The sequence below is a fragment of the Pseudomonas oleovorans subsp. oleovorans genome (assembly GCF_002197815.1).
Classification (GTDB): Bacteria; Pseudomonadota; Gammaproteobacteria; order Pseudomonadales; family Pseudomonadaceae; genus Aquipseudomonas; species Aquipseudomonas oleovorans.
Genome location: NZ_NIUB01000004.1, coordinates 167497 through 192556, shown reverse-complemented (window position 1 = coordinate 192556; position 25060 = coordinate 167497). Strand labels below are relative to the sequence as shown.

22 protein-coding genes, 1 pseudogene and 1 CRISPR repeat array are annotated in these 25060 nt (G+C 64.6%); of the genes and pseudogenes, 11 read left to right on the top strand and 12 right to left on the bottom strand.

Annotation, left to right across the window (positions count from 1 at the left end):
• The 7 genes from PSOLE_RS03815 to miaB form a co-directional block, all read right to left on the bottom strand.
• Positions 1-298: transposase (locus PSOLE_RS03815; RefSeq protein WP_211281477.1), on the bottom strand; the 298-nt coding region annotated here is incomplete at its 3' end.
• A 19-nt stretch (positions 299-317) separates the two neighbouring features.
• Positions 318-677, bottom strand: coding sequence for an IS66 family insertion sequence element accessory protein TnpB (gene tnpB / locus PSOLE_RS03810; RefSeq protein ID WP_244597215.1), 360 nt, complete (start codon positions 675-677; stop codon positions 318-320).
• A 238-nt stretch (positions 678-915) separates the two neighbouring features.
• Positions 916-2439 carry an apolipoprotein N-acyltransferase gene (gene lnt, locus PSOLE_RS03805; protein ID WP_074855335.1) on the bottom strand — a complete coding sequence of 508 codons (1524 nt, stop codon included), beginning with the start codon at positions 2437-2439 and terminating at the stop codon, positions 916-918.
• 92 nt (positions 2440-2531) lie between these two features.
• Positions 2532-3371, bottom strand: coding sequence for an HlyC/CorC family transporter (locus PSOLE_RS03800; RefSeq protein WP_004424784.1), 840 nt, complete (start codon positions 3369-3371; stop codon positions 2532-2534).
• A 6-nt stretch (positions 3372-3377) separates the two neighbouring features.
• The gene (ybeY, locus tag PSOLE_RS03795) at positions 3378-3857 is read right to left on the bottom strand and encodes an rRNA maturation RNase YbeY (protein ID WP_074855334.1); all 480 of its coding nucleotides are present in this window, start codon (positions 3855-3857) and stop codon (positions 3378-3380) included.
• Positions 3850-4842 (bottom strand): PhoH family protein, encoded by a 993-nt coding sequence (locus tag PSOLE_RS03790; RefSeq protein WP_074855339.1) that lies wholly within the window; start codon positions 4840-4842, stop codon positions 3850-3852. The genes ybeY and PSOLE_RS03790 overlap by 8 nt, the downstream gene beginning before the upstream one ends.
• A gap of 87 nt (positions 4843-4929) precedes the next feature.
• A complete protein-coding gene (miaB, locus tag PSOLE_RS03785; RefSeq protein WP_039965056.1) occupies positions 4930-6273 on the bottom strand; it encodes a tRNA (N6-isopentenyl adenosine(37)-C2)-methylthiotransferase MiaB in 1344 nt (447 codons plus the stop codon).
• Between the two features lie 187 nt (positions 6274-6460).
• Here miaB and PSOLE_RS03780 point away from each other — a divergent pair, with 187 nt between their 5' ends.
• The gene (locus PSOLE_RS03780; protein ID WP_004424773.1) at positions 6461-6784 is read left to right on the top strand and encodes a DUF1820 family protein; all 324 of its coding nucleotides are present in this window, start codon (positions 6461-6463) and stop codon (positions 6782-6784) included.
• Between the two features lie 138 nt (positions 6785-6922).
• Here the strand turns inward: PSOLE_RS03780 and PSOLE_RS03775 are convergent, their stop codons facing one another.
• The 5 genes from PSOLE_RS03775 to PSOLE_RS03755 all read right to left on the bottom strand — a co-directional run bounded on the left by PSOLE_RS03775 (position 6923) and on the right by PSOLE_RS03755 (position 10938).
• A complete protein-coding gene (locus tag PSOLE_RS03775; RefSeq protein WP_004424770.1) occupies positions 6923-7471 on the bottom strand; it encodes a tetratricopeptide repeat protein in 549 nt (182 codons plus the stop codon).
• 105 nt (positions 7472-7576) lie between these two features.
• Entirely contained in the window at positions 7577-8209 is a 633-nt protein-coding gene (locus PSOLE_RS03770) for a DUF6962 family protein (RefSeq protein WP_074855333.1), read from the bottom strand.
• Positions 8209-9498, bottom strand: a complete 1290-nt coding sequence (hemL, locus tag PSOLE_RS03765) for a glutamate-1-semialdehyde 2,1-aminomutase (RefSeq protein ID WP_074855332.1) — start codon at positions 9496-9498, stop codon at positions 8209-8211. The genes PSOLE_RS03770 and hemL overlap by 1 nt, the downstream gene beginning before the upstream one ends.
• A gap of 22 nt (positions 9499-9520) precedes the next feature.
• Positions 9521-10144: a thiamine phosphate synthase gene (gene thiE, locus PSOLE_RS03760; RefSeq protein WP_074855331.1), complete on the bottom strand. Its 624-nt coding sequence runs from the start codon at positions 10142-10144 to the stop codon at positions 9521-9523.
• Positions 10141-10938, bottom strand: a complete 798-nt coding sequence (locus PSOLE_RS03755) for a hydroxymethylpyrimidine/phosphomethylpyrimidine kinase (protein ID WP_004424757.1) — start codon at positions 10936-10938, stop codon at positions 10141-10143. The genes thiE and PSOLE_RS03755 overlap by 4 nt, the downstream gene beginning before the upstream one ends.
• 143 nt (positions 10939-11081) lie before the next feature.
• Here PSOLE_RS03755 and PSOLE_RS03750 point away from each other — a divergent pair, with 143 nt between their 5' ends.
• The 10 genes and pseudogenes from PSOLE_RS03750 (at position 11082) to PSOLE_RS03710 (ending at position 25060) form a co-directional block, all read left to right on the top strand.
• Entirely contained in the window at positions 11082-12248 is a 1167-nt protein-coding gene (locus PSOLE_RS03750; RefSeq protein ID WP_074855329.1) for an MFS transporter, read from the top strand.
• A gap of 83 nt (positions 12249-12331) precedes the next feature.
• Positions 12332-13078: a siderophore ferric iron reductase gene (locus tag PSOLE_RS03745; RefSeq protein WP_074855328.1), complete on the top strand. Its 747-nt coding sequence runs from the start codon at positions 12332-12334 to the stop codon at positions 13076-13078.
• A complete protein-coding gene (locus PSOLE_RS03740) occupies positions 13072-13839 on the top strand; it encodes an ABC transporter ATP-binding protein (protein WP_074855327.1) in 768 nt (255 codons plus the stop codon). Before PSOLE_RS03745 ends, PSOLE_RS03740 begins: the two co-directional genes overlap by 7 nt.
• 2 nt (positions 13840-13841) lie before the next feature.
• On the top strand, positions 13842-15818 hold the full coding sequence (gene fhuB, locus PSOLE_RS03735; protein ID WP_074855326.1) for a Fe(3+)-hydroxamate ABC transporter permease FhuB: 1977 nt from the start codon (positions 13842-13844) through the stop codon (positions 15816-15818).
• Entirely contained in the window at positions 15815-16693 is an 879-nt protein-coding gene (locus PSOLE_RS03730; protein WP_074855325.1) for an ABC transporter substrate-binding protein, read from the top strand. Before fhuB ends, PSOLE_RS03730 begins: the two co-directional genes overlap by 4 nt.
• A 9-nt stretch (positions 16694-16702) precedes the next feature.
• Positions 16703-16897, top strand: coding sequence for a 7TM-DISM domain-containing protein (locus PSOLE_RS25105; protein WP_115288460.1), 195 nt, complete (start codon positions 16703-16705; stop codon positions 16895-16897).
• Positions 16818-18471, top strand: a pseudogene (locus tag PSOLE_RS03725) (7TM diverse intracellular signaling domain-containing protein); the annotation flags it as partial. The gene PSOLE_RS25105 and the pseudogene PSOLE_RS03725, both read left to right, overlap by 80 nt.
• Positions 18472-18693: 222 nt before the next feature.
• The gene (locus PSOLE_RS03720; RefSeq protein ID WP_074855324.1) at positions 18694-19335 is read left to right on the top strand and encodes a TetR/AcrR family transcriptional regulator; all 642 of its coding nucleotides are present in this window, start codon (positions 18694-18696) and stop codon (positions 19333-19335) included.
• On the top strand, positions 19332-20981 hold the full coding sequence (locus PSOLE_RS03715) for an acyl-CoA dehydrogenase family protein (RefSeq protein ID WP_074855323.1): 1650 nt from the start codon (positions 19332-19334) through the stop codon (positions 20979-20981). The genes PSOLE_RS03720 and PSOLE_RS03715 overlap by 4 nt, the downstream gene beginning before the upstream one ends.
• A gap of 85 nt (positions 20982-21066) precedes the next feature.
• Positions 21067-22194: direct repeats of the CRISPR family, unit length 29 nt; unit sequence GTGTTCCCCGCGCCAGCGGGGATGAACCG.
• Positions 22195-22402: 208 nt separating this feature from the next.
• Positions 22403-25060 carry a CRISPR-associated helicase/endonuclease Cas3 gene (locus PSOLE_RS03710; protein WP_074855322.1) on the top strand — a complete coding sequence of 886 codons (2658 nt, stop codon included), beginning with the start codon at positions 22403-22405 and terminating at the stop codon, positions 25058-25060.

The following is a 25060-nucleotide window of genomic DNA, read 5'->3' as shown; positions in this document are numbered from 1 at the left end:
CACGCGGCAGGTTGGCCGGCAGCGGCTTGCGTTTGCCACGGCGCTTGACCGGCGCAACGACTTCTTCGGCTTCGGCTGGCTCGGCGGCCGGCGCTTCGATCAGCTCTTCGACCTCGTTGAACATGGCTAACTGCGGTGAGTCGGCGTCTTCAGGGCTGCGCTCGGACTTGGGCGAGAACAGCTTGTGGCGCAGTAGGGCGACTTGTTCCTGGAGTTGCGCCACCTTTCCCTGAGCCAACAGCAGCATCTGCTTGAGCAGGACGGGATCGTCGGGAAGGTTGTCGGCGCCAAATTTCATGGCGCCGGATTATACCGGCTCAGGCCACGTAACGCGGCGTCAGAACCTGATGCGGACGGTTACGCCACAGGTCGATACCGTCGAGCAGCCAGTTCAACTCATCGACCGTCAGCTCGATGGCCTCGTCACCCGCATCGGGCTTGGTCTTGAAACGCTCGGCTTCCAGTCGCTTGAGCCACAGGCAGAAGCCATTGCGCTCCCAGTAGAGAATCTTGACCTGGCTGCGTGTGCGATTGAGGAACACGAACAGCACCGGGTTGAACACCTCCACCTTGATGTCCAGCTCGACCAGCGCGGCCAGTCCATTGATGGATTTGCGGAAGTCGACGGGCTTTGGGTAGAGATAGACCTTCTGCACTTGGGCGTCGGGACGCATCATGACGGAACTCCACGGGAAAATAGGGAGCCCAGCATCCGGGATACGGAGAGGTCAGTTAAAGATGGGGTCTATGGAGCGCATACGATTTACGCTCGTGATTGAGGGTGTGCGTGATTCCTGTAGGAGCTGGCTTGCTAGCGATCCTGGGGCATTTGGCCGCACTGATCACCAGCAAGCTGGCTTCTACGAAAAGCGCATCGCTCGGATGCACTCCAAGCGACGTTCGCTGCCGCCGCTTCTATACCGTCTTGGCCATGCGGCTGGCCAGCAGGGCCCAACCCAGCAACAGGGCGCAGAGAATCGCCAGCGGCCAGATGCGCCATTGCAGATAAGGGGTGAGCCCCTGCATGGGCAGCACTTCGCCGTAGAGCACGCCTTGTTCGAACTGCGGCAAGCCGAACTGGATACGGCCCTGCGGGTCGATCACCACGGTCATGCCGTTGTTGGTGGCGCGGATCATCCAGCGTCCGGCCTCGAGCGCACGCATCTGCGCCATTTGCAGGTGTTGTAGCGGGCCGATGGAGGTGCCGAACCAGGCGTCATTGCTCACCGTCAGGAGTATCTCGCTGTCTGCGGCCAGTTCTGCGGCGAACTCCGGGTAGACCACTTCATAGCAGATGAATGGCGCGATGCGATGCCCCTTGGCCAGCAGCGGTGGCTGGTCACTCGGGCCGCGGGCGAAGTCGGACATCGGCAGGTCGAAGAAAGCGATCAGGCCGCGCAGCAGGTCTTGCAGGGGCACGTATTCACCAAACGGCACCAGCTTCTGCTTGAAGTAGGTGCCCTGGCCTTCGCCCAAACTGGTGATCGCATTGTAATAGCGAATCTCCCCGCGCTCGTTGGACTGCCGCACTGGTACGCCGGTGATCAGCGCACTGTTGCGGTCACGGGCGAAGCGATCCATCACGCCGATATAGCCTTGAGCCATGTCCTTGAGTACCGGGATCGCCGTTTCCGGCCAGACCAGTATGTCGACCTGCTTGGCGCTGAAGCTGAGGTCGCGGTATAGGGCGAGCTGCGCGTTGAGCTGGGCCGGGTCCCATTTCATGTTCTGCTCGACGTTGCCTTGCACGGCGGCGACCGTCAGGCTGTTGCCGGCGGCGTGGGTCCAGTTGTGGTCCTTCAGTGCCAGGCCTGCGAGCCAGGGGCTCAGCAGCAGGAGCAGGGCGCAGAGGTAGCGCGGTTTGTGCTTGCGCAATTGCTCCAGGTTGATGATCAGCGCGGCCGACAGGGCGATGACGAAGGACGACAGCCAGACCCCGCCAATTGGCACCAGGCCGGCCAGCGGTCCGTCGAGCTGGCTGTAGCCGGCGTAGAGCCAGGGGAAGCCGGTGAGGAACCAGCCGCGAAACACTTCCTGGGCGACCCATAGCGCGGCGAATGCCAGGGCGTCGGCCAGTGGCGCTTCGTTGCGGCGTATCCAGCGCGCCCAGAGGACGGCCATCAGGGCGAAGAGCAGACCCAGGCCGGCGACGAAACCCAGGGTGAGAAAGCCGGCCAGTGCCGGTGATGCCGCGCCATAGTCATGGATGCTGACATACACCCAACTGGTGCCGGCGGCGAACAGGCCGAAGCCGTAGCTCCAACCGCGCAGCGCTGCCTGGCCGGGGCGCAGATGGCGCAAACCGAAATAGAACAGGGCAATGGACAGCACGGCCAATGGCCAGAGATCGAACGGGGCGAGCGCCAGGGTGGTCAGGGCGCCTGCGCCGCAGGCAAGCAGGTGGCCGGGCCAGCCTGGACGAGTGATCCATTGCAGCATGGTTAGATCCTTGGAATCAGGGTGGCGCAAGGGTAGAGCGGAAATGGCGCAGGGGGAAGCGGCCGCCCTCGTTGGGCAAGGGCGGCTGAGACTCAGCGGCTAACCGGCGTCAGGCGCAGCAGATGGATGCGCCGGCTGTCGGCGTTGAGCACACGGAAGCGGAATTCGCCGATCTCAGTGACCTCGTTGCGCTTGGGCAGGTGGCCAAAGGCACTCATCACCAGACCACCGACGGTGTCGTACTCGTCGTCGGAGAACTCGCTGTCGAAGGTTTCGTTGAAGCTGTCGATGGGCGTCAGCGCCTTGATCAGGAAGTCGCCCGATGGCAGTGGCTTGATGTAGCCGTCTTCCTCGACGTCATGTTCGTCTTCGATGTCACCGACGATCTGCTCGAGCACGTCCTCGATGGTCACCAGGCCGGCGACGCCGCCGTATTCGTCGATCACCACAGCCATGTGGTTGTGGTTGGCGCGGAACTCACGCAGCAGCACATTCAGGCGCTTGGACTCGGGCACGAAGGTGGCCGGGCGCAGCAGGTCCTTGATGTTGAAGTTGGGTTGCTCACCCTGCAGGATCAGCGGCAGCAGATCCTTGACCAGAAGGATGCCGATGACGTCGTCGAGGCTTTCGCCGACTACCGGATAGCGCGAGTGCGCGGCGTCGATGATGGCGGGCAGGAATTCGCGGGGCGTCTGGCTGGCCTTGATGCTAATCACTTGCGAGCGCGGCACCATGATGTCGCGTACCTGCAGGTCGGCGACCTGAATGGCGCCTTCGACGATGGCCAGTGCTTCGCTGTCGAGCAGCTTGTTCTGGTGGGCTTCGCGCAGGACTTCCAGCAGTTCCTGGCGGTTTCTCGGCTCATGAGCAAAAGCCTGGGTCAGCTTGTTGAACCAGGACTTCTGCTCGTTGCTCGATCGGTCTTCGCTCATGGCGTTTTACTCGGGGTCCTTTTCATTAGGAAATTCGTCACCGGCATACGGGTCGGGATGACCCAATTCGGCGAGCAATTGTCGTTCCAGATCTTCCATCTCGAGGGCTTCGTCTTCCTCGATGTGGTCATAGCCCAGCAGGTGCAGGCAGCCGTGGATCACCAGGTGCGCCCAGTGCGCCTCCAGCGCCTTGCCTTGCTCGGCCGCTTCGCGCTCGACCACTGGCACGCAGATCACCAGGTCGCCCAGCAGCGGGATGTCGAGAATCCCATCGGGAATCTCGGCAGGGAAGGACAGCACGTTGGTGGCGTAGTCCTTGTGCCGCCAGGTGTGGTTCAGCTCGCGACCTTCGGCCTCGTCGACCAGGCGGATGGTCAGCTCCGAATCGGCCGTGCGTTGACGCAGGGCCAGCTCGCACCAGCGGCGCAGTTGCGCCTCGTCCGGGTGCCGGCCGTCAGTGGCCAGTTGCAGGTCCAGTTCAAGCATCGTGACCGTCGCCCTTGCCGTTCAGGCGCGCGTCGTGGCGCTCGTAGGCTTCGACGATGCGCTGCACCAACGGGTGGCGCACCACGTCCTTGGGCTTGAAGTGGGTGAAGCTGATGCCGGGCACGTCACGCAGTACCTCGATGACGTGGGCCAGGCCGCTCTTGGTGCCACGCGGCAGGTCGACCTGGGTGATGTCGCCGGTGATCACGGCGGTGGAGCCGAAACCGATACGGGTAAGGAACATCTTCATCTGCTCGACGGTGGTGTTCTGACTTTCGTCGAGAATGATGAAGCTGTTGTTAAGCGTGCGGCCGCGCATGTAGGCCAGCGGCGCGATCTCGATCACCTGCTTCTCGATCAGCTTGGCCACGTATTCGAAGCCGAGCATCTCATATAGCGCGTCGTACAGCGGGCGCAGGTAGGGGTCGATCTTCTGTGCCAGGTCGCCAGGCAGGAAGCCGAGCTTCTCGCCGGCCTCGACCGCCGGGCGCACCAGCAGGATGCGCCGCACCTGCTCGCGCTCCAGCGCGTCCACCGCGCAGGCCACGGCCAGGTAGGTCTTGCCAGTACCGGCCGGGCCGATGCCGAAGTTGATGTCGTTGTCGAGGATCGCCTTGACGTAGCGCTGCTGATTGACGCCGCGCGGCTTGATCACGCCCTTCTTGGTGCGCAGGGTGACCTGCGGCAGGTTGCTGGGGTTGACCAGCTCCTCGACGCCGGACTCCTGCAGGTACAGGTGCACCAGGTCGGGCGACAGCTCGGTAGCTTTGGTTTCGCGGTACAGCTTGCGCAGCAGTTGCTCGGCGGCCTGGGTCTTGTCGGCACTGCCAAGCATTTCGAACTGGTTGCCACGGTTGCGGATTTCCAGGCCGAGGCGCTCTTCGATCAGGCGCAGGTGCTCGTCGAACTGGCCGCAGAGGTTGGCGAAACGGCGGGCCTCGAAAGGTTCGAGGGTGAAACGATGAGGTTCTAGAGAGGCGTTCAAGGTGATGGAGTGATCGTCACTTGTCTGGGTATGAAAAGGCAGCATAACGCTGGTCGTCCACAACGCAAAGTGTGGACGACCGCTACGTTAGTGGAGGGTCTCGGCATCCAGCAGGGTGCCGCGCAGCGAGTGCGGCAGGGCGTCGTCGATGTGCACGTCGACGAACTGGCCGATCAGGCGCGGGTTATCGCAGCGGAAATTGACGATGCGGTTCTGCTCGGTGCGGCCCTGGAGCATGCCCGGGTCCTTCTTCGAGTAGTCGCTGACCAGGATGCGCTGCACCGTGCCGACCATGCGCCGGCTGTTCTCGAAGCCGTTCTGGTTGATGCGATGCTGCAGCAGCGCCAGGCGCTGTTTCTTCACCTCGTCCGGGGTGTCGTCGACCAGGTCGGCGGCCGGGGTGCCTGGGCGCGAGCTGTAGATGAAGGAGAAGGAGAAGTCGAAGCCGACGTCCTCGATCAGCTTCATGGTCTGCTCGAAATCCTTCTCGGTCTCGCCGGGGAAGCCGACGATGAAGTCCGAGCTGATCAGGATGTCCGGTACTGCCGCACGCAGTTTGCGGATGCGCGACTTGTATTCCAGCGCGGTGTGGTTGCGCTTCATCGCCGCGAGGATGCGGTCGGAGCCGGACTGCACCGGCAGGTGCAGGTATTTGACCAGCTGCGGAATCTCGGCGTGGGCCTGGATGATCGCGTCGGAGAACTCCAGCGGGTGGCTGGTGGTGTAGCGGATGCGCTCGACGCCATCGAGGGCCGCCACGGCATGCAGCAGTTCGGCGAAGTCGGCGATATGGCCATCCGGCGCTTCCCCGCGATAGCCGTTGACGTTCTGCCCGAGCAGGGTGATTTCCTTGACGCCCTTCTCGGTGAGGGAGGTGATTTCCATCAACACGTCGACCAGTGGGCGGCTGACTTCCTCGCCGCGGGTGTAGGGCACCACGCAGAAGGTGCAGTACTTGCTGCAGCCTTCCATCACCGAGACGAAGGCGCTGGGGCCGTCGACGCGCGGCTCGGGCAGGCGGTCGAACTTCTCGATCTCGGGAAAGCTGATGTCCACCTGGGCGGTCTTGGTCACGCGCGCGGCGTCGATCATTTCCGGCAGGCGATGCAGGGTCTGCGGGCCGAATACCACGTCGACATAGGGCGCGCGGTCGCGGATCGCCGCGCCTTCCTGGCTGGCCACGCAGCCGCCGACACCGATCACCAGGTCCGGGTTGGCCTGCTTCAGCTCGCGCCAGCGGCCGAGCTGGGAGAACACCTTGTCCTGCGCCTTCTCACGGATCGAACAGGTATTGAGCAGGATCACGTCGGCTTCTTCGGGTTTTTCCGTGACCTCCAGGGCCTGATGCTCGCCCAGCAGGTCGACCATGCGCGAGCTGTCGTACTCGTTCATCTGGCAACCGTGGGTTTCGATATAGAGCTTCTTGGTCATGGCACTGTCTGAGGTGGTTAAAAAATGACCGCGTATTATAGGGGAGCGGCGGGCTACAGGCTACAGGCTACAAGCTTCAGGCTTCAGGCCATGGGCAAGCGCGTCATCGCCTATCTCCGGATTGCATCCGTACGTGTGCGGCGCTGTGCTATTCTGCGCGCCCCGTTTTTCCTGACTTCGAATCTCCATGAGCAAGCGTGATCCCATCTACAAGGTGATTTTTCTCAACCAGGGCCAGGTATACGAGATGTATGCCAAGCAGATCTTTCAAAGTGATCTGTGGGGCTTTCTGGAGGTTGAAGAGTTCGTCTTCGGCGAGCGCAGCCAACTGGTGGTCGACCCCAGCGAGGAGAAACTCAAGGCACAGTTCGAGGGCGTGGTGCGCAGCTTCGTACCGATGCACGCGATCATCCGCATCGATGAGGTCGAGCGCCTGGGTACGGCGAAGATCAGCGAAGCCAAGGGCGGCGGCAACGTAATGCCGTTCCCCATGCCGATGCCGGACAAGTAAGCGGCTGCGCAGGAACGTTGGATGTAGGGTGGGCTTCAGCTAGGTAGGGTGGGCCGGGCGGCGTTCCGCTTCAGCCCACCAGCGGTATCGAGAGGCTACTTGGTGGGCTGAAGCCCACCCTACGGCGCCAAGGCCGCTTTAGGGCAGCGGCGCGAAAGGTGAACGACCTTCAGCTGTCTGCAGTTCGAGCAGGTAGCTGCGGAATATCTGGCCCAGCACCTGGCTGGCGATTTCCAGTTCATCGCGACGCATCTGTGCTGATACCAGGTCGGCGCTGTCCATGGCTTCGTCCGAGCCATTGACCGATGCCATCTTCAATACGATGTAAGCCTGCACGTTGTTGGCCGGTACGCCTTCGCCACGGAAGAACATGGTGCCCAGGCGTAGCTGCGCTTCGGCGTGGCCCTGCAGCGAGGCGCGCTCGAACCAGGTCAGGGCCTGCTTGAAATCGCGTGGGGTACGTTTGCCGTCGTAGTAGTACTCACCCAATTCATAGGCGGCCTGCATGTTGCCGGCGCGCGCCATTTCCTGGCAGCTGGCCAGGGCATCGGGCATCTCTTCGGGGGAGGCGTTCAGCGCGCAGCTGCCGCTGGCGGGGATCAACAGCGAATTGCCGCCTGCGAATGCAAACAGCGGGAGGAAAAGCAACAGGCAGCCCAGGGACAGGGTGCGGCCGGTGCGGTTCATCTGGATAACGGGACCTCGGCAGTTCAGGGCGGGTGACGTGCCCGGTCGGCGCAAAACGTGCCGACCCTCGCATTATGGAATAACCGTGGGCTTGTTACAAAGGCTTTACCCGGTCTGTCGTTTCGCACTTCCCGGCAGGCTCAGCAGCAGCCAGGCCAGCAGCGGGTAAGCCGGTGTCAGCAGCACGTGGAACAGGTCGATGCGACGCAGCGGCCCGATCACGCCTTCGGTGCCGACTGCCACACCGGCCAGCAGGAACAGGCCCACCACCACAGCTGCGCTGATCGCTGGCGCGCGGCGCGGCCATTGGACTGCGCCGGCATAGAGAATCAGCACCAGCGTGGCCAGGTTCAGCGCCAGGCGGTAGTCCTCCATATAACCAAGCTGGCGGAACAGCTCGAAGAAGGCGCACAGGCCGAGCAGGATGCGCCCCCAGTTCGGTCGACTCCAGGCCCAGCCACGGCCCAGCGCCAGTGCTGCGGCACCAAGCAGCGGCAGGCCGAGAAAGCTGCTGGCCTGCGAGAGCCACAGGTGCGCGGCCTGCCAGCTTGGGTCGAAGCCGTAGCGAATCACGCCGACGCTGGCCGCCGCAGCCGGCAGCAGAAAACCGAGCAGGGCGCAGAACAGTGCCGGCTGATCGCCCTCGCCGTAGCGCCCGCGTGCCCGGCCGATCAGCCACACGCAGGCAACGCAGGCCAGGGCCAGCAACGCATCACTGAAGGCCGTGCTGTACTGCATCAGGCTTTTTTCAGCTCGGCGAAGGCGCGTTCTGCGGCGGCGAAGGTGATGTCCAGCTCCTTTTCACCATGGGCGATGGAGGTGAAGCCCGCTTCGAAGGCGCTCGGCGCCAGGTACACGCCGCCATCCAGCATCAGATGGAAGAAGCGGTTGAAGCGTGCGCTGTCGCTGGCCATCACGTCAGCGAAGGTGACGATGTCGTCCGCGCCACTGAAGTACAGGCCGAACATGGCGCCCGCCTGGGTGGTGACGAATGGAATGCCGGCAGCATCGGCGCGCTGCTGCAGGCCGGCGAGCATGCGCGAGGTGTAGTCGGTCAGCTCACTGTGGAAGCCTGGACGGCTGATCAGCTTGAGGGTGGTCAGGCCGGCAGCCATCGCCAGCGGGTTACCCGACAGGGTGCCGGCCTGGTAGACCGGGCCGAGCGGGGCGATGCATTCCATGATCGCGCGCTTGCCGCCGAAGCAGCCCACCGGCATGCCGCCGCCGATGATCTTGCCGAAGGTGGTCAGGTCCGGGTTCACACCGTAGTGCGCTTGCGCACCGCCGAGGGCGACGCGGAAACCGGTCATCACTTCGTCGAATATCAGCACCACGCCATGCTTGTCGCACTGCTCGCGCAGGCCTTCGAGGAAACCTGGGGCCGGCGGCACGCAGTTCATGTTGCCGGCCACTGGCTCGACGATGATGCACGCCACTTCTTTGCCGACTTGCGCCAGGCATTCGGCCACGGCGTCGATGTCGTTGAACGGCAGGGTCAGGGTGTGCTTGGCGAAGGCCGCCGGCACACCTGCGGAGTTCGGCACGCCCTGGGTCAGGGCGCCGGAGCCGGCCTTGACCAGCAGGCTGTCGGAGTGACCGTGGTAGCAGCCCTCGAACTTGATGATGCTGTCGCGGCCGGTGAAACCGCGGGCCAGGCGGATGGCGCTCATAGTCGCCTCGGTACCGGAGCTGACCATGCGCACCATCTCCATCGACGGCACCAAGCTGCAAACCAGCTCGGCCATTTCGGTTTCCAGGGCGGTCGGCGCGCCGTAGGACAGGCCGTGCTCCAGTTGGCGACGCACCGAGTCGAGCACGTCCGGGTGGCTGTGGCCGAGGATCATCGGGCCCCAGGAACCGACGTAGTCGACGTAGCGCTTGTCGTCTTCGTCCACGACATAGGCGCCTTCGGCGTGCTTGAAGAACAGCGGCGTGCCGCCGACGCCGCGAAAGGCACGCACCGGCGAGTTGACGCCGCCGGGGATGTGTTTCTGGGCGTTGGCGAAGAGGATTTCGGAGCGGGACATGGCAGGTCTCTCTGGAAACGAATCAGTCGAACAGCGCGGCAAAGGCGCGGGCGCGGTCTTCCACCTCGGTGGCGGAGTCCGCGGCGAACAGGGCGTGGATCACGGCGACCATGCTGGCGCCGCGGGCGATCAGGTTGGGTGCGGTTTCCAGGGTTACGCCGCCGATGGCGACGATGGGCTGGGCAAAGCGCGTGCGTGCCTGATCCAACAGCTCCACGGTGGCAGCCGGAGCGCCGGGTTTGGTGTTGGAATTAAAGAAGCGGCCGAAGGCGATATAGCTGGCGCCCTCGGCTACGGCGCGCTCGGCCAGCTCCAACTGGGCATGGCAGGTACCGCCAATGACGACATCCGTACCAAGGCGGGCGCGGGCGGTGGCCAGCGAGCCATCGGTCTGACCCAGGTGCAGGCCGGCGCCCAGGCGGGCAGCCAGTTCCAGGTCGTCGTTGATGATCAGCGTGGCAACGTGGCGCAGGCAGAGTTCGGCCAGTGCCTGCGCTTCATCGAAACGGCGCACGGCATCGCCGGACTTGTCGCGGTATTGCAGCAGGCGCGCACCGCCAGCCAGCGCCGCTTCGGCGTATGGCAACAGCTTGCCACCCGCCAGCAGCGGGGTGTCGGTGATGGCGTAGAGGCCGCGCAGGCTCATTGGCCGTAATCCAGCGGCAGACGGCGTGGCACGTACTGGCCGTGGCCGGGTTGTTCGGCGTCGCGCAGGGTACGCCAGGTGTAGTCCAGGGCGCTTTTCACCGCGCTGACCAGCTCTTCACCCAGCGCCAGGCGACCGGCCAGGGTGCTGGCCAGGGTGCAGCCGGAGCCGTGATAACTGCCGGGCAGGCGTGCGCAGGTAAAGGTGTGGCGACTGCCGTCGCGGCTGTACAGGCGGTTGTGCACTTCGGCTTCGTCGCCGTGGCCGCCGGTGATCAGCAGGTGCTCGATGAAGGGCAGCAGTTTCTCGGCGCACTCGTCGGCGCTGCCTTCCGGCAGTTCGGCGAGGATGCGCGCTTCCGGCAGGTTCGGCGTGGCGATGGTGGACACGGCGAACAGGCGTTCGCGCATGGCATAGCCGACGTCATCCTTGCCCAGCGAGCCGCCGCCGCCGGCGCGCAGCACCGGGTCGCAGACCAGTGGTACGCCAGGCAGCTGGCTCATCACTTCGAGCACGTTCTCGACCATCTCTACCGAGCCGAGCATGCCCAGCTTGACGGCGGCGACCGGCATGTCGGCGATCACTGCACGGGCCTGGGCCATTACCCAGTCGCGGTCGAGCACGCGGAAGTCGGAGACGTTGACGGTATCCTGCACGGTCAGGGCGGTCACCGTCGGGGCGGCGTGGCAGCCTTGGGCCAGCAGGGCTTCGATATCGGCCTGCAGACCAGCACCACCACTGGGGTCGTGACCGGACATGCAGAGCACTACGGGGCGGAAGTTTGGCGTTTTCATGGTGCGCGAGCTTATCACTAACAGGCCTCAAGTCGCTGCACGCCATGCCGGTCGTTAGTCTTTCTGATTCTCGTCTGTATTGGCATTAGCTGGTCTGGAAGTGGCATCATGCGCGCCCCTGCCGCCTTGCCCGAATGCCTCCAATGACGCTGCGTACCTGCCTGATCATGATGACCGCCCTGGCGGTGATCACCGATAACCTGATCATTCCTTTTTACCCGCAGTATTTCGCCGAGCGTTTCGACAATCCGCCGGAGCAGCATGTCGGTCTCTATCTGGCGGTGGTCAGCCTGGTGGTGATGGCGGTGTTTCCGCTCTGGGCGCGCCTGGCCAAGCGCGTGCACCCGGTGCGCATCCTGATCAGCGCGCAACTGATGGCCGGCAGCCTGACCGCCGCCTGCTATTTCATCGACTCGCTGCCGCTGTTCTGGGTGGTGTCGCTGCTGATGGTGGTGTTCAAGGGCAGCTACCTGCTGATGTACCCCTACGTGATGAGCCTGCAGCAGCAGGACAACCACACCCAGACCATCGGCACCCTGTCGGTGGTGGTGCACTTCGGCGCCATTCTCGGCGCTGCGCTGGGTGGCCTGATTCTGCAGATCATGAACATTGGCGATGTGTTTCTGGTGATGGCCGCCGGCGATTTCATCCAGATGGCCATCTGCATGCATCTGGTGCGTGGCTACCTGCCGGCGCCGGGTGAGCAGCCGGCGAGCGACGAGGCGCCGGTGAAGAACGAGGCGCGCAGCCTGCCGGCGATCTACCGCCTGTGCCTGGTGATGCTGCTGTTCTACTTCGTCGGTTACGTCACCCGGCCGTTCTTTGCCGTCTACTGGCAGCAGGTGGCGCACTGGAACAGCGAGATGGCGGCCGGCTTCGTCTATGCGTTGCCCGGCGCCGTGGCCGTGTTGGCGCTGTGGTGGGGGCGCCGCGCGACCAAGCAGGGCAACACCCGTGACGGCATTCTCGCCGGTCTGCTGCTGGGCGCGGCGGCCACCTTCATCCAGGGCTTCGGCGATCAGTGGCTGATCCTGCTCGGCCGCGTGCTGTTTGGCTGGGCGCTGTATCAGGTCACCGTGCGCCTCGATGCCTTGCTGTTCGAACTCAGCTCGCCAGAGCACTACGCGGTGGACTTCAGCAAGATCAACATCTTCCAGTGCCTGGGCAACATGGGCTCGGCCTACGGCGCGGGCTTGCTGGTCAGCCACTACGGCCAGGCCATGCCGTTCTGGGTCGGTGCTGCCGGGCTGCTGTTGACCGCCGCGTTGTTCCCGGTGCTGGTGCGCAAGCCAAGGTGGCCTGAGTCTTGAGTGGCGAATGATAATTTGATGCAGATGCGTTTCGGTGATTAAATTCGCCCTCCGCACTGCCGCCGTCATCCGGATTCGCCGCGATGCAAGACCTCCACCATCTGCTCGATGTCATTTCTCGCAGCCTGCCCGGGCTGCAGGGACGGATCGGGCATGCCGGGGCTGACCTGCTGGTGTGCGGTAGCGAGGGCAACGACCGGCGTATCGCCGCGCTCTACCATTACTGGCAGCAGGCCCATCCCGAGGCCGGGGCGCATTACTGGACGGTGCGCAGCTGGACCTACCTGGTCTGGCAACCCATCTACCTGACACTGCTCGGCGTGCACCTGGCGCAGCGCGTGCCTTGTCTGGCAAGCCTGGGGCAGGCGGTGCAGGGCGGCGTGGTGTCGGGTTTCTGTCTGCCCGAGCACTGCCCGCAGCAGGCTATGGAAGATCAGCTGATCGGCCTGGCTGCCAGCCAGCTCGAGCAACTGCTGCGCCGCCAGCACGCCGAGTTCTGCCAGGTGCAGAACATTCACGGCAAGCTGGCCCAGCGCCTGGCGGCTGATTACGTGCTGGCCGCCTTGTTGCTGGTGCAGCGCCAACTGACTCTGGACAACCAGCAACTGCGCGCGCTGGCGGCACGTTGGCTGGAGGTATTGGGCTTGCGTGGTGGCAGCGACCTGCTGGAGGTGCGGCTGGACGATGGCCGCGACTGCCTGGCCCTGGAGCGCAAGGCCTGTTGCCAGCATTTTCGGCGTTGCGACGGCGAGCTGTGCAACACCTGCCCGAAATTGCGGCGTGACGAGCGCCTGCTGCGCCTGCGCGAGGAGCTGGCCCTGGCATGTTGACGTTGCGTGATATCGAAGTACGCCGCGGCGAGCGGGTGACGCTGGCGCTGGACGAACTGCACCTCGAAGGGGATCGCTTCACCGTGATCCTCGGCCACAACGGCTCGGGCAAGTCGACCCTGATGAACCTGCTGGCGCGGCAGCTGCAGCCGACCCGAGGTTCGCTGCAGCTCGATGAGCGCGACCTGGCCGGTTTTTCCGCCCGTGACTTCGCCCGCCGTGTGGCCTTTCTGCCGCAACACCTGCCCGATGTCGCTGGCCTGACCGTGCGCGAACTGGTGCGTCTGGGGCGCTTTCCCTGGCGCGGGCTGCTCGGCCGCTGGCGCGCCGAGGACCATGCAGCCATCGATCAGGCGCTGGCCCAGACCGATGTCGCCCATTACGCCGATCACCTGGCCGACCGCCTCTCCGGTGGCGAGCGCCAACGTGCCTGGATCGCCATGCTGCTGGCCCAGCAATCGCCGCTGTTACTGCTCGACGAGCCCACCTCGGCGCTGGACCTGGCGCATCAGTACGAGCTGATGGGCCTGCTGCGGCAGCTCAATCGCGACAGCGGGCGCGGCATCGTCGCCATCCTTCACGACATCAACCTCACCGCGCGGCATGCCGACCGGGTGATCGCCCTCAAGCAGGGGCGCATCTTCTTCGACGGTAGCCCGGACGAGTTGCTCAGCGGGCCATTGCTCAGCCAGCTCTACGACATCGATATCGAACTGATCGAGCAGCCCGGCAGCGCCCGCAAGATTGCCGTGGTGGCCTGAGCATGGCTGCAGTTTCGGCGCCGTCACGCCACCTTCTGACGCTACTCGCGCTGCTGCCCCTGGCACTGCTGCACCTGTGGCTGGCGGCAGATCTTGGTCCGTTCGAGCTGTGGGCGATGCTGGCTTCTGCCGAACACAGCTTCGAGTTTCTGCAACTGCAACTGTCGGCTCTACCCAGGCTGAGCATGGCGCTGCTGACCGGCGCTGCGCTGGGCCTGTCCGGCAGCCTGTTGCAGCAGATCACGCAGAACCGCCTGGTGTCGCCCATGACCATCGGCGCCTCGTCCGGGGCCTGGCTCGGGCTGGTGCTGGCCACCTTGCTGGTGCCGACCTTCGCGGCCAGCCACGGACACTGGGCGGCACTGCTCGGCGCACTGCTGGCGGTCGGTCTGGTGCTGCTGATTGCCGGGCGCAGTGGCATCGGCGGGCTGCCGCTGGTGCTGGGCGGCATGGCCATGAACCTGTTGCTCGGCGCGCTGGCTGCCGGGCTGGTGCTGATCAACAACCAGTACACCCAGGGGTTGTTCGTCTGGGGCGCGGGTGATCTGGCGCAGATCGACTGGCATTGGGTGCAGTGGCTGTGGCCCAAGCTGTTGCTGGCAGTGCCAGTGCTGATCCTGGCGCCGCGGCCGTTGAGCTTGCTGCAGCTTGGCGGCGATGCTGCTCAGGGCCGTGGCCTGGCGCTGTGGCCGGTGATGCTGGTGCTGTTCCTGGCGGCGCTGTGGTTGTGTTCGGTGTCGATCACGGCGGTCGGCCTGATCGGTTTCATCGGCCTGCTCACGCCGAATCTGGCGAAGATGCTCGGCGCCCGCACGGCGCGTGATGAGCTTTTTTACAGCGCGTTGCTCGGTGCCTTGCTGCTGCTTGGCACCGACGCCCTGGCGCTGCTGGCCAATCGTCTCAGCGGCCAACTGGTGCCCAGTGGCGCGGCGGCGGCGTTGATCGGTGCGCCAGTGTTGTTGTGGCTGGCGCGCCGACACCTGGCGGCGGAAGACCCGCGTGGCCTGCAGTTGCCGCGCGGCGCCGAGCGTTTCGGCTGGCGCAGTGCGCTGTGGGTGGCGCTTCTCGCCGTGCTGGCGCTGACCGTGGCGCTCGGGCTGGCGCGTGGTGTCGATGGCTGGCACCTGCAGTGGCCGTCGGCGCTGGTCTGGTCGCTACGCTGGCCGCGTGTGCTCACCGCGGCTTCTGCCGGCGCCGGTTTGGCGATTTCCGGTCTGCTGCTGCAGCGCCTGCTGCGTAACCCGCTGGCCAGCCCGGATATTCTCGGCCTATCCGCCGGGGCCACGCTGGCGGTGATGCTGGCGCTGATCATCTTCGGTGGTGCGCTGCTAGGCGCGGTCGCGCCGCTGGCGGCCTTCGTCGGCAGTCTGGCGGTGCTGGCGGTGTTGATGCTGCTGGGCCGGCGTCATCACTACTCACCAGCGCTGATGGCGCTGTTGGGGATTTCCCTGGGCGCGCTGCTCAACGCCGCCTTGCAGTTCGTGTTGGCCAAGGGCACGGGTGACTCGCTCGCGTTGCTCGGCTGGCTGGCCGGCTCCACCTACCGCGCCACACCGGCACAGGCATTGTGGCTGACGGTTGGCGTGCTGCTGTTCGGCGCTCTGGCAGTGCTGTTCCAGCGTGGGCTGACGCTGATCGGCATCGGCGATGGGGTGGCCGCCAGCCGCGGCTTGAACGTGCCGCGCTTGCGGCTGGTGCTGCTGGTGCTGGTGGCGTTGCTCTGTGCGCTGGTTACCAGTCTGCTCGGGCCAGTGGCGTTTCTGGGGCTTTTGGCCCCGCATATCGCGGTGATGCTCGGCGCGCGCCGGGTGCTGCCGCAGCTGCTGCTGGCGGCCTCGTTGGGCGCGGTGCTGATGCTGCTGGCGGACTGGGTCGGCCGCACCCTGATCTTCCCGTTGCAGATTCCGGTGGGCATTGTCGCCTCGGTGTTGTGTGGCAGCTATTTCGTCTACTTGCTCATCCGTGGGAGGTTGGCGTGAGGCGTTGCTTACTCGGCTTTCTACTGCTGTGGCTGACACCTGCCTGGGCGAGTGATGCGCCACGGGTGGCTGCGCTGAGCTGGGAGGCCACCGAGCATCTGCTGATGCTCGATGTGACGCCATTGACCGTCGCCGATGCCGGTGACTACCGCGCCTGGGTGGTCAGGCCGACGTTGGCTGAGGGCGTGCCGTCGAGCGGTTCGCGCCTGGAGCCCAACCTCGAGTTGCTGGCCGAGTTACAGCCTGAGCTGATCGTCATTCCACCGGTGCTGGAAGACATTCGCCCGTTGCTCGAACGTATCGCGCCGGTGCAGGTGTATCAGGGCTTCAGCCAGCAGCATGACAATCAGCAGGTGCAGCGCGAGGCGTTTCTCGACCTGGCGCGCTCCTTGGGGCGCGAGGCGTTGGCCGAGCAGCGCCTGCAGGCGATGGACGTCTATCTGGCGCAATGGCGTGAGCGGCTGCAGGCCCATTACGCAGAGCACTTGCCGGCCGTCACGGTGATTCGCTTCTCGTCGCCGACGGCCGCCTTCATCAACGGCCCCAACTCCATGCCGCAACATGCGCTGGCGCTGCTGGGCCTGCAGCCGGCACTGGACCTGGCGCCGAGCCCCTGGGGCATCACTCAGGTACCGATCACCGCGCTGGGTCGTATCGAAGAGGGTGTCGTGCTGCATATCGAACCCTTTGCCCAGGAGGCGCAGTTGTTCGCCTCGCCACTTTGGCAGGCGATGCCTTTCGTGCGTGAGCAGCGCTTCGCCGCGATGCCCTCGACCTGGACCTATGGCGGCGTGTTTTCCCTGCAGTATCTGGCCGAGGCCATAGGTGAAGCGCTGCTTAAACTGCCGTCTGAATCTGGAAAAGCGACCCAATAGACCCTAGCATTGACGACATCGCCTCGCCCGCCGTGCAAAGGCAGTTTCCGTCTGCATGACAAGCCCGTGCTCAACGCCGGCTATTCGCGCTCGGTATTCTGGCTGCGGCTGGACCTGCACTATTCTGATTGGATCGGCCGCCTTGTTCGGCTGCCAGTTCGCTCGCAGCTTCCTGCACACTGGCGAACACAGTCCCTGGGTTGATCGTCTGTTGCTGCTGCTGATGGCCTGCGGCGCAGGGGTGATGATTCTGGCACTGAGCATCAGTTATGCCACGGCATTGCGTCTGGCCACCTACCTGGCCCTGCTGTTCACCGTGGTTATCTTCGCCGCCGGTATCCTCGCCTGGCTGCGCGGTATGCGCGTGGCGCGGTACTTCATCTTCGCCTGGACCGCCTTTCTCATCGGCGGCATCGTCAACACGCTGATGGTGCTGGGCTACCTGCCCAACGTGTTTCTCACCATGTATGCCAGCCAGATCGGCTCGGCGCTGGAAGTGGGCCTGCTGTCGTTGGCGCTGGCCGACCGCATCAACGCGATGAAGGAAGAGCGCGCGCATTCTCCAGGAAGCCGGACGCAAGCTCGAAACGCTGAACCAGGAACTGGCCGACAGCAACCGTTTCAAGGATGAATTCCTCGCCACCGTGACCCATGAGCTGCGTACGCCGATGAACGGGGTGATCGGCTCGCTGGAGCTGATGCAAACGGTGAAGATGGACATCGAACTGGAGCAGTACCAGAAGACCGCTGCAGCGTCCGCGCGCGACATGATGCGCATGGTCAACGACATCCTCGCTCTCACCGAATTGCAGGCCGGCAAGCTCTATCCGCGGCGCGAGACGTTCAGCCTGCGCGGGCTGTTCGATGGTCTGCGTGCCCAGTATGCGGCGCGCGCTGAAGACAAGGGGCTGACGTTCGCCCTGGAACTGGACGACAACCTGCCCGATACCCTGGAAGGGGACGCAGCCAAGCTGGCACAGGCGCTGGGCTATCTGCTGGATAACGCCATCAAGTTCACCAGTCAGGGCGGCGTGACCTTGCAGGTCGGCCGTGCCGGTAGCGTGGGCAGCAGCCTGCCGTTGAGTGTGGTGGTCAGCGATACGGGGATCGGTTTCGCGCCCGGCGACGGCGACCTTTACCAGCGCTTCCATCAACTCGATGGCTCGATGACGCGCAAGTACGGCGGCCTGGGCATCGGCCTGGCGATCTGCCGGCAGCTGGTCGACCTGCTTGGTGGCGTGCTCAGTCACGAGTCGCAGCCGGGGCAGGGCAGTCGGTTTCGCCTCGATGTGCCGCTGACTCTGCCGCTGCAACCGCAGGCCAGCGATGTTCGCCCGGCACGACCGCAGGGCGGCGCGCTGCAGCGCCAGGCGCAGCAATGCACGGTGCTGATCGTCGAGGGCAATGCGATCAACCAGTTGGTAACTCTCGGCATGTTGCTCAAGATCGGCTACCTCGTGCGCACTGCCGACAACGGCGCCGAGGCCCTCGAGTTGCTGCGCAGTGAGACGGTGGATGCGGTGCTGCTCGACTGCCAGATGCCGGTGATGGACGGCTTCGCCACCTGCCGTGCGCTGCGCGCCCTGCCGGGCTGCGCCGAACTGCCGGTGCTGGCGATCACCGCGCACAGCCACAGCGGCGACCGCGAACGCTGCCTGGCTGCGGGCATGAGCGACTACCTGGCGAAACCGGTGAAATTCGACGAGTTGCGCGTACTGCTGCATGACTGGGTGCTGTGCCGCCCGGCAACGGTTTCCGGTGGCGCCGCGCCGGTCTGACTCTTTCGCAGGGCGTGATGAAGCCGCTGCGCCCGTAGGAGCCGGCTTGCCGGCGATGCTCTGCGCCTGTCAGATCGATGATCGCCAGCAAGCTGGCTCCTACAAGTGCAGCTTTGCACGGGCAACCTCATTCCCGATTCGGCGGCAGATTTGGCCGGATCGCCCCTTTCGCCATGGTCTGAATCCTGATTCACTGCATGCAGATGAATCAGGATTCAGACCATGGCTTATCGCACCACCGAAGCTCGACTCGACCGCGACCAAGCGTTGCGCGCGCGTATTCTCGACTGCGCCCTGCTGCGGGTGGCCGAGGGCGGTTTCGCCGCCCTGACCATGCAGGCGCTGGCCGACGATGTCGGCATCGCCACCGGTAGTCTGTACCGCCACTTTCGCAGCAAGGGTGAACTGTCCGCCGAGGTATTCGCCAGCGCCAGCCAGCGTGAGGTAGATGCTCTGGCCGCTGCCTTGCGTGGGCCGGGCAGCGCCAGTGAGCGCCTGCGCATCGGCCTCGAACAGTTCGCTGCCCGCGCCTGGCATAGCCGCCGCCTGGCCTTCGCGCTGATCGCCGAACCGGTCGACCCGGAAGTCGACGAGCAGCGCCTGCTCTACCGCGAAGCCTACGCCGAACTGTTCATCGATCTGCTGGAGGAGGGTGCCGGCGCCGGTGAGTTTCGCGTCGAGCAGATCGGCCTGATGGCGGCCTGCCTGGTCGGCGCCATTGCCGAAGCGCTGGTCGGCCCTCTGTCGCCACCTGCTCGCGCCGCTCGTGAAGCAGGCCAACCCACCCTGGAGCTGGCGCAGGTCAGCGCCAGCCTTGCCACCTTCTGCCTGCGCGCCGTCGGCGCCAAGGAGCCCACGCGATGAAGCCCAGCCTGCATGCCGAAACCCACGAGGTGTTCAACCAGGTACCGAGCCTCGATGGCGCCAATCTCTATCGCCTCGATCTGCCGCTGCAGGAGTGGATTCGCCGCTACGATGGCGCCTGGGCCCACGAGCGTTTGAGCGCCTATGGTGCGCTGGCCGGCGGCGCCCTGATGCAGGCCGGCTTTCTTGCCAACGAGAACAAACCGGTGTTCAAGAGTCATGACCGCTACGGCAATCGCATCGACCTGGTCGAGTTTCACCCGGCCTACCACGAGCTGATGCGCACAGCGGTCGAGCACGGCCTGCCGTCGCTGCCCTGGACCGACCCGCGTGCCGGCGCCCATGTCGCCCGCGCCGGGCTGACCTATATGCATAGCCAGGCCGAAGCGGCCAGCGGCTGCCCGTTGACCATGACCTTCGCCGCCGTGCCGGCCATCCGCCTGCAGCCCAACGTAGCCGAGCAGTGGCTGCCGAAGATCCTCGCCACCGAGTACGACCCACGCAACCTGCCGATGGAGCAGAAGACTGGCGTGACCATCGGCATGGCGATGACCGAGAAGCAGGGTGGCACCGACGTGCGCGCCAACACCACCCGCGCTTATCCCATCGGCCTTGGCGGGCCGGGGCAGGGCTATGAGCTGGTGGGCCACAAGTGGTTCTGCTCGGCGCCGATGTGCGATGCCTTCCTCACCCTGGCCTACACCGACAAGGGCCTGTCGTGCTTCCTGCTGCCGCGTCACCGCCCGGACGGAACGCGCAACGCGTTCTACATCCAGCGGCTGAAGAACAAGCTGGGCAACTGGGCCAACGCCTCCAGCGAGGTGGAGTACCGTGGCGCTTTCGCCTGGATGCTCGGCGAGGAAGGGCGTGGCGTGCCGACCATCATCGAGATGGTGGCGATGACCCGCTTCGATTGCATGGTCGGCTCCAGCAGCCTGATGCGCCAGGCGCTGACCCAGGCTGCGCACCACTGCGCGCATCGCCAGGTGGGTGGCAAGCTGCTCGCCGACCAGCCGCTGATGCAGAACGTGCTGGCCGACCTGGCGCTGGAGAGCGAAGCCGCGCTGGCCCTGTGCATGCGCATGGGCCGCGCGCTGGATCACGCGCATGACGCGCAGGAAGACAAGTTCGCCCGTCTGGTCACTGCCGTGGGCAAATACTGGATCTGCAAGCGCGCGCCGGAAATGATCTACGAGGCCAGCGAATGCATGGGCGGCGCGGGCTATGTCGAGGAAACCATCATGCCGCGCCTGTACCGCGAAGCGCCGGTCAACTCGATCTGGGAAGGCTCGGGCAACGTGCAATGCCTGGACGTGCTACGCGCGCTGTCCAAGGAACCTGGCGTGCTCGACGCGTTGTTCGCCGAACTGGGCGATGGTCACGGCGATGCCCGCCTGAAGGCGCATATCCAGCGCCTCAAGGCAGATTTCGCTGATACAGCCGACATCCAGTACCGCGCGCGCCGGCTCACCGAAGACATGGCCGTAGCCCTGCAGGCGAAGCTGCTGCTGGAGGCGGGCAACGCCACTGTCTCCGATGCCTTTATCGCCAGCCGGCTGGAAGGCCGTGGCCGCGTCTACGGCACCCTGCCGCGCGGTGTCGACGTCGAGGCGCTGCTGGCGCGTAGCACGCCGAATCTGCTTTGATACAGGGGCAATCTTTAACAAGGAGAAGTTGGTAGGTTTTTAGCGGCTGATTTTCTCCTTTAAGGAACAATTGGTTAGGCTAAGTGTGTTCCCCGCGCCAGCGGGGATGAACCGTATCTGTTCAACGGCACCATTGATTGGCTGTTGTGTTCCCCGCGCCAGCGGGGATGAACCGCTGCTGGCACGCCCCGGCTACTTTGAGCCGATGTGTTCCCCGCGCCAGCGGGGATGAACCGCTCGTGAAGGCGGCGCAAAAGGCGATGGCGAAGTGTTCCCCGCGCCAGCGGGGATGAACCGTGCGAATAGCGCATGGTCATCTTGATATCGCCGTGTTCCCCGCGCCAGCGGGGATGAACCGGTCGCGCGGTTGCTGACCCTGGCCGGCGAGGCGTGTTCCCCGCGCCAGCGGGGATGAACCGCCCCGAATATGACGCAGCACATTCAAACTTGCGTGTTCCCCGCGCCAGCGGGGATGAACCGTCCGGCTCAGCCTTGTTCAGCGCGCGCTTGCCGTGTTCCCCGCGCCAGCGGGGATGAACCGGTGAACTGCTCCAGGCTGGCATCAACACCGGTCGTGTTCCCCGCGCCAGCGGGGATGAACCGCGCATCGAGAATATTTGCATTCTGACAAAACCGTGTTCCCCGCGCCAGCGGGGATGAACCGAGTGCGCATTGGCTTGGGCGTGAGTGTGGAAAGTGTTCCCCGCGCCAGCGGGGATGAACCGCCCGCAGCAGCTCAACACCTGGCGCGAGCAAAGTGTTCCCCGCGCCAGCGGGGATGAACCGCTGGCAGTCAGCATCGTGCTGGGCCATCACCGGTGTTCCCCGCGCCAGCGGGGATGAACCGTCGGTGAACTTGGCGAGATGCTGGTCAAAGAAGTGTTCCCCGCGCCAGCGGGGATGAACCGCGTTGTAACTAATCCATCAGGCCCGGTTACAAGTGTTCCCCGCGCCAGCGGGGATGAACCGATCATGATTAACCCCTTACCACTGGCCGAGCGGTGTTCCCCGCGCCAGCGGGGATGAACCGCAGATTGATGCGCGGGAGGCGCTGGCAAAGGTGTGTTCCCCGCGCCAGCAGGGATGAACCGCGCATGGAGACGTTGGTTTTGCCGAACTGGAAGTGTTCCCCGCGCCAGCGGGGATGAACCGTTCTGCATTTCCTCTTCGTTGCCTTCGCGCTCGTGTTCCCCGCGCCAGCGGGGATGAACCCGCTCAAGCCAAGACGCACGAATCCTTAGGAGCGAGCTCTGCTCGCGAAGCTTCTGACTCATCCAGATTCACGAGCAGAGCTCGCTCCTACAGGTCAGGCAGTCAGGCATATTCACCGCGGCGCACTGGTCTCCCCCTGCGCTGTTGTCAGTCCAGAACGATGCTGGCACTTTGTTGGGCCAGTAACGATGCGATGCAAGGAGTGCCAGATGAAAGGATTCGCCGATCTCAGCGAGCAGGCCCGTCGTCTTTGGGCCAAGAGTGACGATGGCTTCGGTCATGGTGTGCTGGCGCATTTGCTGGATGTGGCGGCGGTGGCCGAGCGGATGCTGGCCCATGAGCCTCCGAGTACGCTGGATTGGGCCGCTCAAGCGCTGGGGTTGGAGCGCGAGCATGTCGCCCGCTGGGTTGCCTGCCTGGTGGGCCTGCATGACTTCGGCAAGGCCATCCCCGGCTTTCAGGACAAGTGGCTCGCTGGGCGGCAGGCTGATGAGGCGCTTGGGCTGGCTTTTCCCGACCGTGCCCTGGGCGTTACCGACCATGCTTGCGCCAGCGCAGCGCTGCTCTGGGAACATTTGCCTAAGCAGGGTATCGGCCATCTGCTGTGGATCCGTCATGTCTTGCAAGCCATCAGCGCCCACCATGGCTACAACTTCAACCAAAGCGAATTCAATCGGGCCAAACCGTCGTTTGAGCCGCCGGCCTGGGGGGAGGCGCGCCGACAGATATTCGCGGCTTACTGGGCGGTATTGGCGCCACAGGGCGTGCCGCAAATCGAAGCTTTGTCACAGCCTGCGGTGCAGTGGCTGGCGGGGCTGACCAGCGTGGCTGACTGGATCGGTTCCAACCCGGAATGGTTTCCCCTGGGCGAGCGCCATGCGCTATTGGCTGAGCATCATGCCGATGCCTGCGCGCGCGCCGATCAGGCCTTACGGGAGATCGGTTGGCGAGCCTTTCAACCTCTGCTGACTGCGCCGGCCACGGCAGATCATCTGATCGCCCGGATCGTACAGCGCTCCGAGCTGACGGCGCGTCCGCTGCAAGCGCAAGCCGACCTTCTGCTCGATGGTGTGCAAGGCCCGGCGCTGCTGCTGGTCGAGGCGCCTATGGGCGAGGGTAAGACCGAGCTGGCCTTTCTCGCTCACCTGCGGCTGCAGGCGGCCAACCAACATCGCGGACTCTACGTCGCGCTGCCAACACAGGCCACGGGCAATGCACTGTTCAGTCGTGCGCTGACCTTTCTCCACAGCTTCGCTGTCGGCACCCCGCTGGACGTGCAACTGGTGCATGGCGGCGCCGGGCTCAACGAACAGGTGCTGGCGCTGCGGGGCATTCATGGTGCGGCGGGTGAGGATGTCACCTCTTCGGCCTGGTTCTCTCAGCGCCGTCGCCCGCTGCTGTCGCCTTATGGCGTCGGTACCGTGGATCAGGCGCTGTTCGCCACGCTCAACGTCAAACACCATTTCGTGCGTCTGTGGGGGCTGAGCAACCGTGTAGTGGTGCTCGATGAAGTGCATGCCTACGACACCTACACCAGTGGCCTGATCGAAGCGCTGTTGCGTTGGCTCAAGGCGATGGGCAGTTCGGTGGTGTTGATGAGCGCTACCTTGCCAGGGCTGCGTCGCGATGCCTTGCTACGTGCCTGGGGCGTTGCCCCGGAGAGCGCGCCTGAGCTGAGCTATCCGCGCCTGTTGTTGGCCGATGATCGTGGCCTCAAGGGCGACACCTGCGATTCACGACCATTGCCTCCGATTAACCTGCAGGCCGTGCCGGAAGATATCGACAGCCTGGTCGCCAGGGCCTGTGAGTTGGTAGGGCAGGGTGGTTGCGGGGCGCTGATCGTCAATACCGTGGATCGTGCGCAGAGCCTTTACCTAAAACTAAAGGTCGAGCTGGCCGATGAGGTGCCGCTGCTGCTCTTTCATGCGCGCTTCCCGGCCAATCAGCGCAGCGAGCAGGAGCAAGCCGTGCTGGCGCGCTTTGGTGATGGCGGCGCGCGACCTGCCAAGGCTTTGCTGATCGCCACCCAGGTGGCCGAGCAGAGCCTGGATATCGACTTCGATTTCATGCTTACCGACCTGGCGCCGGTGGATCTGATCCTGCAGCGTGCGGGCCGTCTGCATCGCCACCAGCGCGAGCGCCCCGAGGCGCATCGGCGGGCGACCTTGTATGTGGCGGGGCTGGCGCCCGAAGGCTTGCCCGATCTCAAGAGCACGGCCTGGGAATATGTCTACGAGCCCTACATTCTTGGGCGCACCTGGGCATTGCTGTCGCGCGAGCAGGCATTGCACCTACCGCAGGACATCGATCGTCTGGTGCAGGCAGTGTATGACAGCGAGGATTTACCGGCGGATCTGGCCGAGGCAGATCGTGCTTTTATCGAGGATGAGGCCTACGGCAGTCACTTGGGCAAACGGCAGACCGAGCGCATGATGGCACTCAATGTCGCCATCGATCCCGAGGCCGAACCGCAGAACGCCTACACCCAGAAGAATCGCGGTTATGAAGAGGGCGAGGAAGGTTTAGGGCTGCCCAACTACACCCGCCTGGGCGACGACTCCGTGACCTTGATTCCCGTGCATCAGGTGCCCGGTGGCTGGAGCCTTACGCCAAGTGGCGAGGCCTTCGACCCCGATCAGCCGCTGTCCAACGCGCTGGCCAAACAGCTCCATGCCCGCCAGTTGAAAACCTCACGCACAGCATTGGTCAAGCATGCGCAGGTGTTGGAGGCGCGGCGGTCGTTCAGCGAGCATCCGTTGCTGCGTCATCTCAAGCCGCTGCTCCTGACCGATGGCTGCCTGCAGCTCGGGCGTTTGACGGTGCGTCTGGATGATGAGCTGGGGCTGGTCTATCAGCGCACGAGCTAA